Source organism: Aureibaculum flavum (assembly GCF_016406085.1).
Lineage (GTDB): Bacteria > Bacteroidota > Bacteroidia > Flavobacteriales > Flavobacteriaceae > Aureibaculum > Aureibaculum flavum.
This window is the reverse complement of sequence record NZ_JAEHFJ010000003.1, coordinates 39,058-58,127: the sequence shown is the minus strand read 5'-3', so window position 1 is coordinate 58,127 and position 19,070 is coordinate 39,058. Positions and strand designations below refer to the sequence as shown.

At 33.4% G+C, this 19,070-nt stretch carries 16 protein-coding genes; 9 read left to right on the top strand and 7 right to left on the bottom strand.

The genetic code is table 11. The features are described from left to right. Positions 1 to 149: 149 nt before the first annotated feature. The 6 genes from JBL43_RS06230 to asnB all read right to left on the bottom strand — a co-directional run bounded on the left by JBL43_RS06230 (position 150) and on the right by asnB (position 6,151). On the bottom strand, positions 150 to 482 hold the full coding sequence (locus JBL43_RS06230) for a hypothetical protein (protein WP_198840610.1): 333 nt from the start codon (positions 480 to 482) through the stop codon (positions 150 to 152). Positions 483 to 828: 346 nt separating this feature from the next. Continuing rightward, positions 829 to 1,161: a hypothetical protein gene (locus JBL43_RS06225; RefSeq protein ID WP_198840609.1), complete on the bottom strand. Its 333-nt coding sequence runs from the start codon at positions 1,159 to 1,161 to the stop codon at positions 829 to 831. A gap of 183 nt (positions 1,162 to 1,344) precedes the next feature. Further along, positions 1,345 to 2,634, bottom strand: coding sequence for a sensor histidine kinase (locus tag JBL43_RS06220; protein WP_198840608.1), 1,290 nt, complete (start codon positions 2,632 to 2,634; stop codon positions 1,345 to 1,347). Positions 2,635 to 2,688: 54 nt separating this feature from the next. After that, complete coding sequence (locus JBL43_RS06215) at positions 2,689 to 3,372, bottom strand: response regulator transcription factor (RefSeq protein ID WP_198840607.1); 684 nt, start codon at positions 3,370 to 3,372, stop codon at positions 2,689 to 2,691. A 165-nt stretch (positions 3,373 to 3,537) separates the two neighbouring features. Further along, positions 3,538 to 4,371: a GIN domain-containing protein gene (locus JBL43_RS06210; RefSeq protein ID WP_198840606.1), complete on the bottom strand. Its 834-nt coding sequence runs from the start codon at positions 4,369 to 4,371 to the stop codon at positions 3,538 to 3,540. A gap of 109 nt (positions 4,372 to 4,480) precedes the next feature. After that, complete coding sequence (gene asnB, locus JBL43_RS06205) at positions 4,481 to 6,151, bottom strand: asparagine synthase B (protein ID WP_198840605.1); 1,671 nt, start codon at positions 6,149 to 6,151, stop codon at positions 4,481 to 4,483. A gap of 213 nt (positions 6,152 to 6,364) precedes the next feature. Here asnB and JBL43_RS06200 point away from each other — a divergent pair, with 213 nt between their 5' ends. Beyond that, entirely contained in the window at positions 6,365 to 6,934 is a 570-nt protein-coding gene (locus JBL43_RS06200) for a DUF2911 domain-containing protein (protein ID WP_198840604.1), read from the top strand. A 3-nt stretch (positions 6,935 to 6,937) separates the two neighbouring features. Here the strand turns inward: JBL43_RS06200 and JBL43_RS06195 are convergent, their stop codons facing one another. Beyond that, positions 6,938 to 8,557 (bottom strand): amidohydrolase, encoded by a 1,620-nt coding sequence (locus tag JBL43_RS06195; protein ID WP_198840603.1) that lies wholly within the window; start codon positions 8,555 to 8,557, stop codon positions 6,938 to 6,940. A 108-nt stretch (positions 8,558 to 8,665) separates the two neighbouring features. Between JBL43_RS06195 and JBL43_RS06190 the strand changes: the two genes are divergently transcribed. The 8 genes from JBL43_RS06190 to trpD all read left to right on the top strand — a co-directional run bounded on the left by JBL43_RS06190 (position 8,666) and on the right by trpD (position 19,067). Continuing rightward, positions 8,666 to 12,145, top strand: coding sequence for a leucine--tRNA ligase (locus tag JBL43_RS06190; protein WP_198840602.1), 3,480 nt, complete (start codon positions 8,666 to 8,668; stop codon positions 12,143 to 12,145). Positions 12,146 to 12,285: 140 nt separating this feature from the next. Next, on the top strand, positions 12,286 to 13,368 hold the full coding sequence (gene ald / locus JBL43_RS06185; protein ID WP_198840601.1) for an alanine dehydrogenase: 1,083 nt from the start codon (positions 12,286 to 12,288) through the stop codon (positions 13,366 to 13,368). 8 nt (positions 13,369 to 13,376) lie between these two features. Then, complete coding sequence (locus JBL43_RS06180; protein ID WP_198840600.1) at positions 13,377 to 13,634, top strand: SemiSWEET family sugar transporter; 258 nt, start codon at positions 13,377 to 13,379, stop codon at positions 13,632 to 13,634. A 38-nt stretch (positions 13,635 to 13,672) separates the two neighbouring features. Further along, positions 13,673 to 14,593: a T9SS type A sorting domain-containing protein gene (locus JBL43_RS06175; RefSeq protein WP_198840599.1), complete on the top strand. Its 921-nt coding sequence runs from the start codon at positions 13,673 to 13,675 to the stop codon at positions 14,591 to 14,593. Positions 14,594 to 14,604: 11 nt separating this feature from the next. Then, positions 14,605 to 15,672 carry a phage tail-like protein gene (locus JBL43_RS06170; RefSeq protein WP_198840598.1) on the top strand — a complete coding sequence of 356 codons (1,068 nt, stop codon included), beginning with the start codon at positions 14,605 to 14,607 and terminating at the stop codon, positions 15,670 to 15,672. A gap of 294 nt (positions 15,673 to 15,966) precedes the next feature. Next, positions 15,967 to 17,367, top strand: a complete 1,401-nt coding sequence (locus JBL43_RS06165; protein WP_198840597.1) for an anthranilate synthase component I family protein — start codon at positions 15,967 to 15,969, stop codon at positions 17,365 to 17,367. A gap of 101 nt (positions 17,368 to 17,468) precedes the next feature. Next, on the top strand, positions 17,469 to 18,035 hold the full coding sequence (locus tag JBL43_RS06160; RefSeq protein WP_198840596.1) for an anthranilate synthase component II: 567 nt from the start codon (positions 17,469 to 17,471) through the stop codon (positions 18,033 to 18,035). A gap of 33 nt (positions 18,036 to 18,068) precedes the next feature. Then, positions 18,069 to 19,067: an anthranilate phosphoribosyltransferase gene (gene trpD / locus JBL43_RS06155; protein ID WP_198840595.1), complete on the top strand. Its 999-nt coding sequence runs from the start codon at positions 18,069 to 18,071 to the stop codon at positions 19,065 to 19,067. Positions 19,068 to 19,070 lie beyond the last annotated feature (3 nt).

Here is a 19,070-nt window from a genome sequence, read left to right as displayed (position 1 = left end):
GCGAATATCTTTAAAATACAAAACACGTTCAACTTGAACGTGTTTTGTAAAATAATTCAAATTTATTTCAATAAAAACAGCTTAACAAAAAAGTAGTGTTAAGCTGTTCAATTAAAAGCAATCAACCCAATTTGCTTTTTTTAATATTTTTAAAGTTGAGCGTCTTCTTGCTCAATTACTTTACCTTCTGAATCAAAAAGAACTTTGATAGTAGTTTGACCTTCTTGGGATAAAATTACTGAATAAGCTTCTTTTTCATCTTTTAAAACTTTAAAAGCTTTGTCAGCAGTATAATCAGCAAAATCAGCCGCTATTGTAGTTGTTATAGCTTCTGGTAATTCGCTTATTTGAATTTCAACACTTTCTTCTTGTGCAGCTTCAACAACTTCTACTACTTCAATAACTTCTTCTTCTTGTGCAAAAGTTGTAGTACTTACTAAACTCATTACCGCAACTGCTGCTAGGAAACTTAATTTTCTCATAATTTTGTGTTTTTTTAAATTAATTAATATTTAGTTTTGTTTGTTTTGTTACTTCAAATGTATGTGTAAAATCTAAAGATATTCTTAAGTTGGTAAGCGTATTTTTATTTTAACATTTTATTAATAATCGCTTTAAAATCAAATAGATAATTGCATATTAAACACTTCCTAATGAACTGATTTCGTTTAGCTCAGGTGCGAATATCTTTAAAATAAAAAACACGTTCAACTTGAACGTGTTTTATAAAATAATTCAAATTTATTTCAATAAAAACAGCTTAACAAAAAAGTAGTGTTAAGCTGTTCAATTAAAAGCAATCAACCCAATTTGCTTTTTTTAATATTTTTAAAGTTGAGCGTCTTCTTGCTCAATTACTTTACCTTCTGAATCAAAAAGAACTTTGATAGTAGTTTGACCTTCTTGAGATAAAATTACTGAATAAGTTTCTTTTTCATCTTTTAAAACTTTAAAAGCTTTGTCAGCAGTATAATCAGCAAAATCAGCCGCTATTGTAGTTGTTATAGCTTCTGGTAATTCGCTTATTTGAATTTCAACACTTTCTTCTTGTGCTGCTTCAGCAACTTCTACTACTTCAATAACTTCTTCTTCTTGTGCAAAAGTTGCAGTACTTACTAAACTCATTACCGCAACTGCTGCTAGGAAACTTAATTTTCTCATAATTTTGTGTTTTTTTTAATTAATTAATATTTAATTTTGTTTGTTTTTGTTGGACCAAATGTATGTGCAGATTCTAAAGATATTCTTAAGATTTATAAAAGAATTTTTCTTTAACATTTAATTGTGATTTGCTAACTAAATAGTAATTTCGATAAAAACGTCTAAGTGTATTAAGAGTCTATGCTAATCGTTCTGATTAGTTGTTGTGCTCGTGAAGCTGACACTGAGGGTGTGCAGTTTGTCCTCGCAAGAATATTGCAGTTGCCATTGATTAACATCGCAAATTTGCTTAATAATAGCTAAGCCTAAACCAAGTGAGTCTTTTCTAGTACTCTGTTTTTTAAATCTATTAAATAAATTTTCAGGATCACCTCTTAATTGTTCACCAGTATTGGAAAAAATCAATTGATTTTTAGAAAAAGTAATGGAGATGGTACCGTTATTAATATTATGTTTAATGGCGTTACTTAATAAATTTGAAACGAGCGTGTCTACCAATATGATATTTGTAGAAATTATATGATCGGATAATTCTTTACTAACAGATATATTTTTATTAAGAATAAAGTCCTCGTAATTTTCTAATTGTTTTTCTATTAACTCTTTGAACGAAACTTCTTCTTTTGTGCTAAATTGTTGGTTTTCTACCTTTGCCAGTAATAATAATGTTTTGTTTAGTTTTGACAATCGCTTGCCGGCCTGATAAATGGATTGTAATTGTTCAGATTGCTCTTTGTTAATATTGTCCGACTGCAATAGCAATTCAATTTTAGATTGCATTATTGCCAACGGTGTTTGCATTTCATGTGAAGCATTTTCTGAAAACTCTTTTAAATTACTAAAATCAGATTGTAATTTCTGAGTTAAGTTGCGTATGGATTCATTTAGTTCTTTAAATTCTTCGATGTTTGATTTTTCCAGTTTAATAGGTTCTTGATCTTGAACAGAGAAATTTTTAAGTCTATTTAAATTGGTGTAAAATGGGTGCCATAGCTTTTTAGAGATCTGGGTGTTCAAAATCCATAATCCAATTAATAATAGGATTATTATTATAAATGAGGAAACCACAATTACCCAAATAAAATCTTGATTTCTGACTAATGAATTTCTAGCGACAATTTTGTATCTATTGTTATGAAGTGTTTCGTAAGCCGTTAATTGTCTGTATTTCTCAAATTCATTAATGCCTTCTCCTTCAATGTTTCTTAGAATTAGAGTATCCTTATATATAATGGTATCATTCGGAAATTTGAATTGCTCCGCCTCATTCAGTTCCTTTGGTTCATCAAATAAAGTTAGTGGGTAGTCGTATTTTATTCTTTTGGCAATAACATCTTTACTATAGCGTAATTGCTCATCAAGCCTATTATTCATGACAATAGTCAAGACAAAAATAAGCATACCAGCAGAAATTAAAAATATAACAATAGATAGCCATAAATAGGTTCTACTCGTTCTTTCTATTAATTTCATGCGATTGGAATATTATTTTAATCCTTAAAGAAGTGGAATTGATATGTTATAAATTTACTTTAATGTATCTGTAAATTTATAGCCAAGACCATACATGGTTTGCAGGTAATTATTACCACCTAATTTATTTATTTTCTTTCTAAGGTTACCCATGTGTGTATAAATGAAATCATAGCTATCTGCCATCTCAATATCATCACCCCAAAGATGCTCTGCAATAGACTCTTTCGTTAGTACTTTATTTTTATTGGTTATAAAATACAATAGTAAGTTATATTCCTTTTTGGTTAACTCTATAGGTTTACCATGCACTGTTACTTCTTTAGAGCTTGGGTCTACTCTTATTTCGTTAAATTCAATAAACTCATCGCCGTCAAAATTTCTACGTCTAATTAACGAATTAACCCTTGAGTTCAATTCTGCTAAATGAAAAGGTTTAGTAATATAATCATCAGCACCGAGATCTAAACCTTTGAGTTTATCATCTAAGGAGTTTTTTGCAGATACAATCAAAACCCCTGTTTTAGAATTTTGTTCTTTTACTAATTTTAATAAATCAATACCACTGCCGTCAGGTAGAGTAATGTCTAAAATAATTATATCGTATTTAAAACTTACAATTTTATCTTCTGCATCAAAAAAAGAAGTCGCTTTTTCGCAGATAAAATCTTCATTTTTAAGATAACTTGCCATTGAATCTAATAATTCAACTTCATCTTCTACTATTAATATTTTCATGTGTTTATATTTATTTTTTTAACTGATACATGCAATTCGCTATTAAAAGACCCCTTGAGCGAAAATACTCATTACATGCTTGTTTCATCAGTTCAAAATTTAGAGTTATTGAATCGTTATATGCAAAAATGGAATTATTTATGTAAACATCTATGATATGTTTTCTTATTTTTTTCTTAAAATAGCCTTGTCAGAAAATTTTTCAATCGTTATTTGAGGATTGTTAAATATATAAATTTCAGAATCGTCAATGGCTGAAATAATTAGATCCTTTTTTGCACTTACTTGAACGTCTGCACTATCAGAAGACTCAACAATGGCCTCATTACTTTCAAAACTACCTCCTTTAAAATTGCTCCTGTTTTCAGCATTTACATATAATTCTGAGCAGCTTCCGGTAACTTCGGTAGTTGAAGATCCTTGTATTGTAACCTCGGCATGGTCGCATGAAAGTGCGATTTTAGATTTGCCTGAATTATCAGCGTTAATAAAAACATCATCGGCATTAACAGTTAATTTTGCATTGGCACTTTCGTTGTTATTTAGAATGAGTTTAGCGGCTTGAAAATCTAAAGTCAATTTAGAGTCATCTTCTGCGTTAATTGTTAACTGATCAAACTTTAATGTGCCAGATGACGTTATTTCAGATTTATCTTTGGTGATAATTTCATCAATATATTGATCTATGGTAACATATACTTTTAGCTCTTTTTTTCTTGTTATACGTTTTGTAAGATCAATGATTAGTGTGCTGTCTCTTACCTCAGTGTACACAGCTACGTGCAGGTTTTCATCGGCCTCAACAGTAACGGATTGTTCCATGCCTTGGGCTATAATAACTTCAATTTTGTCATTGGTTTCAATTTTAGAAAACGCATCAATATATCTATTTTCTGAAGTTACTATTTTGTTACCTTTTAATTTGTCTTGAGCAGACATGTTAAAAGGTGTTAGAACCATTGTAACAAGTACAATGATTAGGGAGTAGTGTTTTTTCATTTGTTTTAGTTTTGTTGTATCAAAGATATGTAAAATACAAAAACTCTGCCGAAAGCAGAGTTTTTTATTAATTTTTTATTTTTAATTGAGGTGCCTCAATTATGAAATGCTATTTTGAATAGGCAGAATCATGAACATTCGCAATTGCTCTACCAGATGGTTCATTCATGTTTTTGAAACTCTCATCCCAATCTAAGGCAATTTGAGTGCTGCATGCTACTGAAGCTTCTTGCGGTACAGATAGTGCTGCAGCATCACTTGGGAAGTGTTCTGTAAAAATAGATCTATAATAAAATTCCTCTTTAGTTGTAGGGGTTTGAATTGGGAATTTAAATTTTGCATTCGCCAACTGTTCATCACTTACTTCTACTTCTACAATTTCTTTTAAGGTATCTATCCAGCTATATCCTACACCGTCGCTAAATTGTTCCTTTTGTCTCCATGCTACACTTTTAGGTATCATATCTTCAAAAGCTTTTCTAACTACCCATTTTTCCATACGTTCTCCATTGATCATTTTGTCTTGTGGGTTAATACGCATTGCAACATCCATAAATTCCTTATCTAAAAAGGGAACGCGACCTTCAATACCCCAAGCCGCTAAGCTTTTGTTAGCACGTAAACAATCATACATATGTAGTTTACTTAGCTTACGCACGGTCTCTTCATGAAATTCTTTTGCATTTGGTGCTTTATGAAAATACAAATATCCTCCAAAAAGTTCATCTGCTCCTTCACCTGATAATACCATTTTTATACCCATAGACTTAATAAGTCTAGCCATTAAATACATAGGTGTGGCAGAGCGAATAGTAGTAATGTCATAGGTCTCTATCTTATAGATTACATCTCGTATGGCATCTAATCCTTCTTGAATTGTAAATTTTATTTCGTGGTGTACCGTACCAATATGATCTGCTACTAATTTCGCCGCAGCTAAATCGGGAGAGCCATCTAATCCCACAGAAAAAGAGTGTAATTGTGGCCACCATGCTTTTTGAGTATCTCCAGATTCGATACGTTTTTCGGCATATTTCTGAGCAATTGCAGAAGTCACTGAAGAGTCTAATCCTCCAGAAAGTAAAACACCATAGGGTACATCACTCATTAACTGTCTGTGTACAGCAGCTTCTAACGCATCTTTGATTTCTTTTATAGAAGTTTCGTTTTCTTTTACGGCATCATAATCTGTCCAGTCTCTTTTATACCATTGTACAAACTCTCCATCTTTACTAGACATATAGTGTCCTGGAGGAAATAGTTGAATTTTAGTACAAACCCCTTCTAAAGCTTTTAATTCAGAAGCCACATAAAAAGTTCCGTTTTCATCCCATCCAATATATAGAGGGATAATCCCCATATGATCACGAGCAATAAAGTACTCGTCTTTTTCAGCATCATAAATAGCAAAACCAAAAATTCCGTTCATTTCATCAAGAAAATCAACGCCTTTCTTTTGATAAAGAGCTAAAATAACTTCACAATCTGATTCTGTTTGGAAGTTATACGTTCCTTCAAATTGTTTACGTAATTCTCTATGATTATATATTTCGCCATTGGCGGCCAAGATTAACTTATTATCTTCACTAAATAAAGGTTGTTTACCAGAAGCTGGATCAACAATTGCTAAACGCTCATGAGCTAAAATAGCTTTATCATCACAATAAATACCACTCCAATCCGGTCCACGATGACGAATCTTTTGAGACATTTCTAATAGTTGAGGTCTTAAATCTTCAGATTTTTGCTTTAGATCAAAAGCACATACAATTCCACACATAATTTCAATTTTATAATTTAATAATGCAAAAATTCATTTTTTATTTCATTACGTAAACAAAAAACGCCAATATGGTTACATATTAAAACAAATATAACGATATTGGTGATTATTTGTAACAATTTTAAAATAATAATTATCAATTTAGTTATCAATAATAAATACTAAAAGTGTAAAAATAGCGTTGTTAACTCAACTAAACTATATTAATGCATGGTAAAACATTACTTTTCAACTGTAATCTCCCTCTTTTTATTACTTTTTTTTATTTCTGAAGCTAGAGCTCAGGGTTTTGTGCCTGCAGATGATATTCCTCATGATATATCATATTGTCGCGAAAGCAAGGTAACTCCGCCATTGGCTAAAGTGCTTTATGGTAGGCCTCAAAAAAACGATGAAGAAGTTTTTGGTAACCTTGTTCCATTTGATAAATTATGGCGTACGGGTGCTAATGAAGCAACTGAAGTTAAATTTTATAATGATGTCCATTTTGGCGATTGTGAAGTAAAAGCAGGTACTTATGTACTTGTAACCATACCACATGAAAAAGAATGGCAAGTTATTTTAAATTCACAAACTGATGTTTGGGGATCTTTTCAGTACAATCCGTTTTTTAACGTAGCCGAAATTATTGTGCCTGTAAAAAAAGGGGAAACTCTTGATTCATTTACAATATCTTTTAAGGAAAAAAATAAGGCTACTCAAATGATTTTAGGCTGGGATAATGTTAGAGTTAACGTTCCACTAAAATTTGAAAAAGAGCCTGTACTCGTTTCTAATTAGAAGTTAATTTAAAATTTCGCCGTTTATATAATTATGAACCACTTTTGTTTTAGGAACATTCTCAATAGGAATTTCCATAATATTCTGGTCTAGAATTATAAAATCGGCCATTTTGCCAATCTCAATACTGCCTTTTTCATTTTCTTCAAAATTGGAATAGGCAGCCCAGATGGTCATACCTTTTAGGGTTTCTTCTCTAGATAAAGCATTTTCCATTTGAAAACCATTTTCAGGAAAGTTGTTTAAATCTTTTCTTGCTACAGCTGCGTAAAAGGTTAACATCGGACTTACCTTTTCAACAGGAAAATCAGTACCTAATACCACTTTTCCGTATTGTTTTAATAAGTCTTTGTAAGCATAAGCACCTTTCATGCGTTCTGCACCAATTCTATCCTTTGCCCAATACATGTCAGATGTAGCGTGCGTAGGTTGAATAGAAGGAATAATATTTTTAAAAGCGTTAAAATCCTCAGGCGAAATAATCTGAGCATGTTCAATTTTCCAACGTCGGTCTTTCTTGTCTTTCAAGACTTCTTTATAAGTTTCTAATAAATAATGGTTGGCAGAATCACCAATAGCGTGCGTATTCATTTGAAAATCAGAATCAGCAATACGCTTGGCTATTTCTTTTAAATTTTCAGGAGTGTTAACTAAAGCTCCAAAATGCTCGGGTTTATCATTATATGGTTCTCTCATAGCAGCACCTCGCGAACCCAATGCACCATCTCCATAAACTTTAAACGAACGCACATTTAAACGATCGGTTTTATAAATTCCTCTTTTTAGGTAATAGTCTAAATTTTCGGGATATGCAGATGCCATTGCATACACACGAATTTTCAGTTCCCCAACTTGTTGTAAACTATCAATGAGTTCAATGGCTTCTCTTGATAACCCCGCATCATTTACTGTTGTTAGTCCATGAGCCAAACAAATTTTCTCGGCATCTTTCAACGCTTGAATAGCCTCGTTTAAACTTTCGCTTGGAATTTTAGCATAAATTAAATCCATTGGGTTGTCTATAAAAATACCTGTTAATTTCCCGTCCTTTTGAAGGATATCTCCACCGGAAAAAGGAGAGGCGGTAGTTACACCCGCTAAATCTATTGCAGCTTGATTTACTAATAAGGCGTGTCCGTCTATACGTGCAATAGCCACTGGTGTGTCAGGAAAAAGTTCATCTAGCTTCTCTTTTGTAGGGAATTCTTTCACTTCCCAATCATTTTGATCCCAACCGCGACCTGTAATATAGTTTACATTTTTCTCTTTTTGAAAATCGACAATGCGTTGTACTACTTCATCAAAACTTTTTGTCCCTTCTAACTTTACAGATTGCTCCGACAGTCCCAACCCAAAAAAATGACAATGGGCATCTATTAATCCTGGAAGCAGTGTTTTGCCTTCTGCATCTAAATTGTTTTCTGCAGTATATTTCGTCATTAATTCCGTTGTTGTGCCAACAGCAACAAATTTGCCATCTTTTATAGCAATGGCTTCTGCTTTTGGAGAAGAATCATTTACGGTGTAAATATTCGCATTGAAAATTATTAAATCGGCTTTTTTTTGATTTTTACAGCTTACAAGGAGGAAAACAGAAAGGATTAAAGTGTATAAAATTTTCATGGTTAGGGGTAGTTTTAGGTTTTAAAGATACAAAAAATAAGGAGCTGTTCATTTTTTTTTCCCTTTGCCACTTTAAACGTAACTTTGCCATTCGAAAAAAATAACTGAATGAGTTACCATTTTAATGAAATTGAGGCCAAATGGCAAAAGTACTGGGCAGAAAAACAAACTTTTAAAGCAGCTAATCCTGGTGAGGAAGGTTCTGAAAAACCCAAATTTTATGTGTTAGATATGTTTCCCTATCCTAGTGGTGCAGGTTTACATGTAGGGCATCCTTTAGGGTATATTGCTTCTGATATTTATGCTAGATATAAAAGGCATAAGGGGTTTAATGTAATGCATCCGCAAGGTTATGATAGTTTTGGATTACCCGCTGAGCAATATGCTATCCAAACAGGACAACATCCTGCTGTAACTACTGCTGAGAATATAAAAACATACAGACGCCAATTAGATGAAATAGGTTTTTCTTTCGATTGGTCTCGTGAAGTCCGTACTTCTGATCCTAATTATTATAAATGGACACAGTGGATTTTTATTCAATTATTCAACTCTTGGTACAACAAAGATTCAGATAAGGCAGAAGATATTTCTAGCCTAATTTCTGTTTTTGAGAAGGAAGGGAACGCCGGAGTTAATGCAGCGTCAGATGATGGTATTGAACCCTTTACTGCGGAACAATGGAATGCTTTTTCGAGCGAAGCACAACAAAAAATACTCTTACAATACCGTTTAACATTTTTGTCTGAAACGGAAGTAAATTGGTGTCCTGCATTGGGTACTGTTCTGGCAAATGATGAGATTGTAAATGGCGTTTCAGAGCGTGGTGGACATCCCGTAGAACGTAAAAAAATGAAACAATGGAGTATGCGTATTTCTGCATATGCTCAACGTTTGTTAGATGGTTTAAATAAAATTGACTGGCCACAACCGCTTAAGGATTCGCAAACCAATTGGATTGGTAGATCTGAAGGGGCGATGGTGTCGTTTAAGGTCCTGTCAACGGGAGACCTCCCCCTAGCCCCCTCCGAAGGAGGTGGAACGGAGCCTCGTTATAGAACGAGTGATTCTGACATTTACGGCATTCTTTTAGATAGAGCTAAGGAAATGCGTAAGAATCCAACTTTAGCGGAAGCAAAACTTTGGGAAATTCTAAAAAAGAAAGGTCTTAAAGTTAAGTTTAGAAGACAGCATCCAATTTTTAATTATATAGTTGATTTTGTTTGTATTGAAAAAAAATTAATCATTGAAGTTGATGGTGGAATTCATAAATACCAATTAAACGCGGACGCTGAAAGACAATTATTACTAGAACAAAAGAAAGGTTTTAAAGTGTTACGTTTCACTAATGAAGAGGTTTTAAATGACATTGATAACGTACTTTTAAAAATAAATCAAGAACTAAACTCCCCTCCTTCGGAGGGGTTGGGGGAGGTCCCAACTAAAGGATGGGATATCCCAGTCTTCACAACCCGTCCAGACACTATCTTCGGAGTAAGTTTTATGACCTTGGCACCAGAACATGAATTGGTGACCAAAATAACAACTGATGCTCAAAAAGCTGAAGTAGAAGCGTATGTTAAGGCTACTGCAAAACGTAGTGAATTGGATAGAATGGCAGATGTGAAAACCATTTCAGGTGCGTTTACAGGTGCCTATGCAGAGCATCCTTTTACTAAAGAACCAATACCAATTTGGATTGGTGATTATGTATTGGCAGGTTATGGTACAGGTGCGGTTATGTCTGTACCGTGTGGTGATCAACGTGATTATGATTTTGCGAAGCATTTCAACATTGCTATCCCTAATATTTTTGAAGGGGTGGATATTTCTGAGGAAGCATATGCAGATAAAGACAAAACAGTTATAGCAAATTCTGATTTCCTAAATGGATTGCCTTATAAAAAGGCGATGAAAACTATCATTTATGAAATTGAAAAACGTGGATTTGGCTATAAAAAGATAAATTATAGAATGCGTGATGCGGTATTTAGTCGCCAGCGTTATTGGGGAGAACCTTTTCCTGTGTATTATGTGAATGGTTTACCGCAAATGATAGACCCGAAATATTTACCAATTGTTTTACCTGAAGTAGAAAAATACTTGCCTACTGAAGATGGTAAACCGCCATTAGGCAATGCTGAGGTTTGGGCTTGGTGTACGGAAACGAACCAGGTTGTTGATAATAGTAAAATTGATAACAAAACGGTACACCCTTTAGAATTAAACACCATGCCGGGTTGGGCAGGAAGTTCGCAGTATTTTAACCGTTATATGGATCCTCATAATGAGGGTGAAATATTTTCACAAGATGCTGTAAATTATTGGCAAGATGTTGATTTATACATCGGTGGTAGCGAGCATGCAACGGGGCATTTATTATACAGCCGTTTTTGGCAAAAATTTATGTTTGATAAAGGGTTGGTTCCTAAAGATGAGTTTGCAAAGAAGTTGATTAATCAAGGTATGATTTTGGGGACAAGTGCGTTTGTTTATGTTTTGTTGTTAAAAGTCAAAACCAATCTTAATAATTCATTTCTTTTAGAGGGAAAAACTTCATTTAAGGATAATGATAAATTGACTAAAGCTATCAAAGCTCCGAAATCTTTAATTGTTTCTGAAGATGTTTTCAATGATGTTAAAGAGTATGGCAAAAATGATTTGGTGGATGAATGGGTGGAGCAATTCGAAAATCAAAATGAAGGAATGAAAATTTCATATTCTTCGGATAGATTAATTAGACCAAACTTAGATATTTCCCTACTAAAGGGACTAACAGATGAGATTAACAAAGAGGCTCTGCTAAATACGTTGCAGTATTCAGATTCTGTATTTTTGGAAGAGACGCCATATTTCTCTCAGAGAGAAGTCGAAAAAATGTCTAAATCCAAATATAATGTTGTAAATCCCGATGCTATTTGTCAGCAATACGGAGCGGACAGTTTACGTTTGTACGAAATGTTTTTAGGTCCATTAGAACAAGCAAAACCTTGGAATACCGCAGGGATTACAGGAGTACATAGTTTTTTAAAGAAATTATGGAAATTGTATCACACCGGTGAAAACGGAAGTTTCTATGTGACTAATTCCCCCCTTGAGGGGGGCGTGGGGGGTGTTGAACCTTCTTCGGAGTCATTTAAAACCTTACATAAAACCATTAAAAAAGTAGAAGAAGATATTGAGAATTTCTCTTTTAACACTTCGGTATCTACTTTTATGATTGCTGTAAATGAGTTAACCGCAGAAAAATGCAACAGCAGAGCAATTCTAGAACCATTAATCATATTAATTTCACCATATGCTCCGCACATTGCAGAAGAATTGTGGAGTAAATTAGGTCATAATACGTCTATTTCAACAGCACCTTTTCCAGAATTTGATGGTAGTTATTTGGTAGAAAGTAGTAAAACCTATCCTATTTCTTTCAATGGAAAAATGCGTTTTACTATGGACTTATCTTTAGATTTAACCAAAGATGAAATTGAAGCAGCGGTTATGGCACATGAAAAAACGATAGCACAGTTGGCAGGTAGAACACCTAAAAAGGTAATTATAGTGCCTGGTAAAATTGTAAATATTGTAGGTTAAAATTTTAATTTCACAAATACAGCTCTTTTTTTAGGCTAAAAACCTTAGAATGATTAAAAATAGACTTTTAACCCCTAAATATTAGGGGGTATAATTTTATAATATCATTTTTATAACGATTTTTGCAGAAAAAATAAGTTATGATAGTAGGACTTCCAAAAGAAATAAAGAATAATGAAAACCGAGTAGCATTAACTCCTGCAGGAGTTTTTGAATTGGTTAAAAATGAGCATACGGTTTTTGTTCAAAAAGATGCTGGATTTAATAGTGGTTTCTCTGATGTAGATTATACCGATGTAGGTGCTTCTATTTTAGATACCATTGAAGAAGTTTACGCCAAAGCAGAAATGATTGTTAAGGTGAAAGAACCTATAGCAGAAGAGTATGGCTTAATTAAAGAAGGGCAAATTGTATTTACCTATTTTCATTTTGCATCGAGTCAACCGCTTACAGATGCTATGATTAAAAGTAAAAGTGTTTGTATTGCTTATGAAACCGTTGAAGATAAAAACGGTACATTACCTTTATTAACACCAATGTCAGAAGTTGCCGGTAGAATGGCGGTACAACAAGGAGCAAAATATTTAGAAAAACCTATTAAGGGTAAAGGAATTCTGTTAGGTGGTGTACCTGGAGTTCAACCTGGTAAAGTATTGATTTTAGGAGCGGGAATTGTTGGTGTTCAGGCAGCAAAAATGGCCGCAGGTTTAGGGGCTCATGTTACCATTATGGATGTAAATATGGACCGATTGAGATATGTAAATGATGTAATGCCGAGCCATGTTGTAACAGAGTATTCCAATGAATATAATATTAGAAGACATATTAAAACACATGATCTTATTATTGGAGGTATCTTAATTAAGGGTGCCAAAGCTCCAAAATTAATTACTAGAGATATGTTGAAAGAAATGCACCCTGGTACTGTATTAGTTGATGTAGCGGTAGATCAAGGTGGTTGTATGGAGACAACAAAACCTACAACTCATGAAGACCCTACTTATATTATCGACGATATTGTTCATTATTGTGTTGCTAATATGCCAGGAGCAGTTCCATATACTTCAACTATTGCTCTTACTAATGTAACTTTGCCCTATGTAATAAATATAGCGAACAAAGGTTGGGAAAAAGCTTGTGAAGAGAATGAAGGGCTGCAAAAAGGACTTAATATTGCTTATGGTGAGGTCGTTTATAAAGAAATTTTAGAAAATTTACATTAAAGTTAAATATGATAGCATCGATTGAAATTTTAGGATTATTGGCAGGTGGTTTAACAACTGCATCTTTTGTACCGCAAGTTTATAAAACCTATAAAAGTAAATCCGCTGATAGTCTTTCATTAACTATGTATACCGTATTTTTTGTAGGCATTATTCTATGGTTAATTTATGGCATTTATGTAAATAGTATTGCAATGATGGTAACCAATAGTATAACTGCTATATTGTCATTGCTATTAATTTATTTTAAATTGAGATTCAAGTAGTTATAATTTTTATTACTTTTGAAAAAAAATAAATGTCTATGAAAAAAGTTTACACTTTATTTTTACTTGTTTTTTTTGGACTAAATTGTTTTGCTCAAGAACTTTATGTTGGAGATGGAGCTGAATTTTATCTGAAAAAAGGGTTGGACTTTACCACAAGTAATACTGTAGTTACGCTTGGAACTACCGGGAAATTTTCAGTTGAGGCTGCTTCAACTTGGGGCGATTCTCAAGAATATGTAAACGGTAAAGTTTATGTGTATGGCTTAGGTGAAACCAAATTACCTGTTGGTGATAATGGAGTTTATGCACCAGTACTGTTAAATCATTCTATTGATTCAGAAGCACAATATTTTAATGCTATTCCTACAAGTGGTACTAATGGTGCTGATGTAGATGCCGTTTCTGATAAAGAATATTGGGAGTTGAATGGTCAAGGTATTGTTACTTTGCCTTGGATACCTGCAAGTGATATCACAAATTTAGTAACTGATAATGGAGGTAAATTGAGTTCGATTGCCGTGGTTGGATTAATTGGTGGTGTTTGGAATTTGACGAGTGCCACGCAAACAAATGTGGTAACAGGAGATTTATCTAATGGTACGGTTACAACCGATAGTGCAACCGAAGTTGTTTTAAATGGTTTTACACAGTATACTTTTGGGATTGATCATCAAGTGGTTTTAGGTATAGACGATTTATTTATTTCAAATGATATTCGTATCATTTCTAATCCGATTGATAGTGATGCTGAAAGTATTCAGTTTGTTTCTGCTAGTCTTGATAATCTTGAAGTTACTATTTTTGATTTGTTAGGTAGAAAAATAAGTAATCAGAAAAATATTTCAGTTTCAAGTAATAGAGGTTCCATTGCTAAACCCAATTTAAAAAGCGGAATATATCTATTGAAGTTTGAGCATGAAGGTAAAATAGGAACTAAAAAAATATTAATTAAATAATTTATTGAGTTATGAGAAAAGTAGTATTAATTGTTTTTGCGGTTTTATTGTCAGCTCACGTTTTTGCACAGGTGGGTATTGGTACAACAACGCCGGATGCTTCTGCTGCCCTAGATATTGATGCAACAGATAAAGGATTGTTAATTCCAAGAATGACAACAACTCAAAGAACTGCAATAGTATCGCCAGCTTTAGGATTGTTGACATATGATACAGACACTAAATCTGTATGGAATTATGATGGAACTGCTTGGGTAGAAGGTTCTGGAGGAGCTGGTAAATTTGTGGATGGAGCAACTTCTGCAATAGCTTATTATGAAGGAACAGTTGGTATTGGCAGAAATGACCCTTCTCCAATTCATAAACTTTATGTAGAGGGGAAAAAATCTTCTGATGGACAGAATAATGCGGTTAATATTGAGGCAATATTTGAAGGTACAGGTACAAGTCTTTCAACCTACGGGTTGGCAAGTACAGCTGAAAATCAAGGTACAGGTACTATTGGGTATGCAATAGGTACAAGGAGTATAATTGGCAACGGCACTAACGGTACAATAACCACTGGTGACGTATTAAGTTCAGAGGCGAATAATTTTGGGAATATTAATTCAATTTCGGGTACAAAAATCAGAATTAATAATTCAGGAACCATAAATACATCGGTTGGAGTCTGGAATATACTGAAGAATAATAGTGGGAACACTGTAACTAATGCGTATAGTAATTATTCTAACATTGAGAACAATGGTACCTTAATAAACGCATTTGGTAGCTATATAGATTATACAGGGTCTTCAAGTGTTACAAATAGTTATGGACTTTGGATTTCCGACACTTTTAATCAAGGAACAGGTGATAATTTTTCACTGTATTCTGATTCTGATGCAGATAGTTATATGAAAGGTAATTTAGGTATAGGCACAACATCGCCTCAACAAAAACTACATATTAGTGGTGTAATGCGTCTAGAACCACAAGCTGCAGCACCTACAGGAGCGTTAGGTGATTTATATGTAAATACCGATGGTAAATTATATTTCCATAATGGTACCGAATGGAAAGAAGTATCATTGCTTTAAGCCAATAATTTTTTTATTGTTTAAATATTTTATTACATTTGTATCAACAATATAACTATGAACACAATTTTAAATCATACTTGGTGGTGGAATTCTCGAAAAACTAATTCGTGAACTAACCTATTGTATATTTAAATTAAAAATAACAAGGCTTGTCATTCACGACAAGCTTTTTTTATTATATCGAATACATGTAACGAGCATGTTAAAAGTTTTATCACTTAAAGGAAAGATTAATGGCGAACAGTCCCGAGGCTTCGGGATGACCATTAAAATGCTATTAAATATGAACACATGAAATTTAAACTAAACACAACATCGAAGAAAATAATTGCAGATACTATTACACCTGTAAGTGTGTATTTGAAAATTCGCGACCGTTTTCCGAACAGCATTTTATTAGAAAGTAGTGATTATCATGGTAACAATAATAGCTTTTCATATATCTGTTTTAATCCAATTGCAACCATTAAAGTTGTAAATGAAAAGATATTTCAAACATTTCCTGATGGCAGTAGTGAAGTGATGGATATTAATAGTGACACTGATGTTCCTGCTGAAATCCACAAATTTTCACAACGTTTTGATGTTCAAAAAGATGAAAATTTCAAATTCATCCACAATGGAATCTTCGGGTATACTAGTTATGATGCCGTACGTTATTTTGAAGATGTAGAAATTTCAAAAAAGGAAAATTCTATTGAAATTCCAGATATGTTTTATGCTGTATATCAAAATATTATAGCGATAAATCATTTTAAGAATCATGCCTATATTTTTGCTCATGATTATGATAAAAAAAGCAATATTGAAGACTTACATCAGCTGATAAAAGCTCAGAATTTCACTACATATAAGTTTACTAAAGATGGAGAGATAAGTTCTAATCTAACAGATGAGGAATATAAAGAACATGTAGAAATTGCAAAAAAGCATTGTGCAAGAGGTGACGTGTTTCAATTGGTGTTGTCTAAAAAGTTTAAACAAGCTTTTAAAGGGGATGAATTTAATGTGTATAGAACCTTACGAAGTATCAATCCATCTCCTTATCTTTTCTATTTTGATTATGGTGATTTTAAAATATTTGGAAGTTCGCCAGAGGCCCAGTTGGTTGTAAAAGATGGTTTGGCAGAAATACATCCTATTGCAGGGACTTTTAAACGTTCTGGTAATGATGAACAAGATGCAGTTTTAGCTAAAGAATTATCGGTAGACGAAAAAGAGAATGCGGAGCATGTCATGTTGGTTGATTTGGCTAGAAATGATTTGAGTAGACATGGCAGTCAGGTAAAAGTTGAAACGTATAGAGAGGTTCAGTTTTTCTCGCATGTAATACATTTAGTGAGTAAGGTAACTGGACAAAAACATAAGGATACTTCAACCATGCAAGTGGTTGCTGATACTTTTCCTGCCGGAACACTTAGCGGTGCACCTAAACATAGAGCGATGCAATTGATAGAGCAATATGAAAAAACGAGTAGAGCTTTTTATGGTGGAGCTATTGGCTTTATGGATTTTGAAGGAAATTTTAACCACGCTATTATGATTCGAACTTTTTTAAGTAAAAATCACGAATTGCATTGGCAAGCTGGAGCGGGATTGGTTTCAAAATCAGACCCTGAAAATGAATTACAAGAGGTATATAATAAATTAGGAGCATTAACACATGCCATTGAATTGGCAGAACGCGTGTAAATGTATTAATTGTCCCCTTGAGGGGACTACAGAAGTGTTTTACATAAAGTTAAAGAGTTAACTACAATTCCCTTTCTCGAGAAAGGTTTAATAGAATAGGAATGAAAAAAATATTAGTTATAGATAATTACGATAGTTTTACCTACAATTTGGTACATTATTTAGAAGATTTAGGCTGTGAAGTTACTGTAAAACGTAATGACCAATTAGCTCTAGATGAGGTTGAAGCCTATGATAAAATCGTATTGTCTCCTGGGCCAGGTATTCCTGATGAAGCAGGATTGTTAAAAGAAATAATTAGACAATATGCTTCTACAAAAAGTATATTGGGCGTTTGTTTAGGTCAGCAAGCGATTGCCGAAGTTTTTGGTGGTAAAATTATCAACTTAGATGAAGTTTATCATGGCGTGGCAACAAGTATACAGCTTGCCGTAGATGATGAGCCTATGTTTAAGGGTTTGGAGAAGAATTTTGAAGTTGGTCGATATCATTCTTGGGTAGTTGATACCCTTTTGCCTGACGATTTGGAAGCTACTTCATTTGATGAAAACGGTCAAATAATGTCATTACGCCATAAAAAGTATGATGTAAAAGGTGTTCAATATCACCCTGAATCTGTGCTAACTCCAAATGGAAAAAAAATATTAGAAAACTGGTTAATAAGCTAGTTTGTCTATAGTCTTATCTTTAATAGCTATCAAATGAAACAAATATTAAATAGATTAATCAATCATGAAACCATTTCCAAAGAGGAGGCTAAAAATGTATTGGTAAATATTTCGAAAGGTGAATATAATCCGAGTCAGATTGCTTCTTTTTTAACGGTATATATGATGAGGAGTATAACTGTTGAAGAGCTTGAAGGCTTTCGTGATGCATTGTTAGATTTATGTTTAGCAGTTGATTTTTCCGATTATAACACGATTGATTTATGTGGAACAGGTGGTGACGGTAAAAACACTTTTAATATTTCAACACTATCATCTTTTGTTGCTGCTGGAGCGGGAATACATGTTACTAAGCATGGTAATTATGGTGTTTCTTCCGTATCAGGTTCTAGTAATGTCATGGAATTTTTAGGCATAAAATTTAGTAATGACGAAGGTTTTTTGCAAAAAAGTTTAGAAGAAACAGGTATCTGTGTATTGCATGCTCCGTTGTTTCATCCTGCCATGAAAAATGTAGCTCCAATTCGTAAGGCATTAGGTGTAAAAACCTTTTTTAATATGTTAGGCCCAATGGTAAATCCTGCCTTTCCTAAAAATCAATTGGTGGGCGTTTTTAATTTGAAATTAGCAAGAATGTACAGTTATTTGTATCAAAACACGGATAAAAACTTTACCATTTTGCACGCTTTAGATGGTTATGATGAAATATCTTTAACAGGAGATACGAAAGCGATTACAAATCATACGGAAACGATGTTAAGTCCGGAAGATTTCGGAGTGCCACAAATAACCCAAGAAGAAATTTTTGGTGGAAATACAGTAGAAGATTCTGCTAAAATTTTTATGGAAGTGATAAGCGGGAAGGGTACAACTGCACAAAATAATGTAGTTTGTGCAAATGCAGGAATGGCAATAGCCACGGTAAAACATTTACAACCAAAAGCAGGTTTTGAATTAGCAAAAGAGGCACTATTAAGTGGAAAAGGTCTAGAAGTATTGAAGAAATTGCAGGCAATTAGTAGTAATAATTAAAAA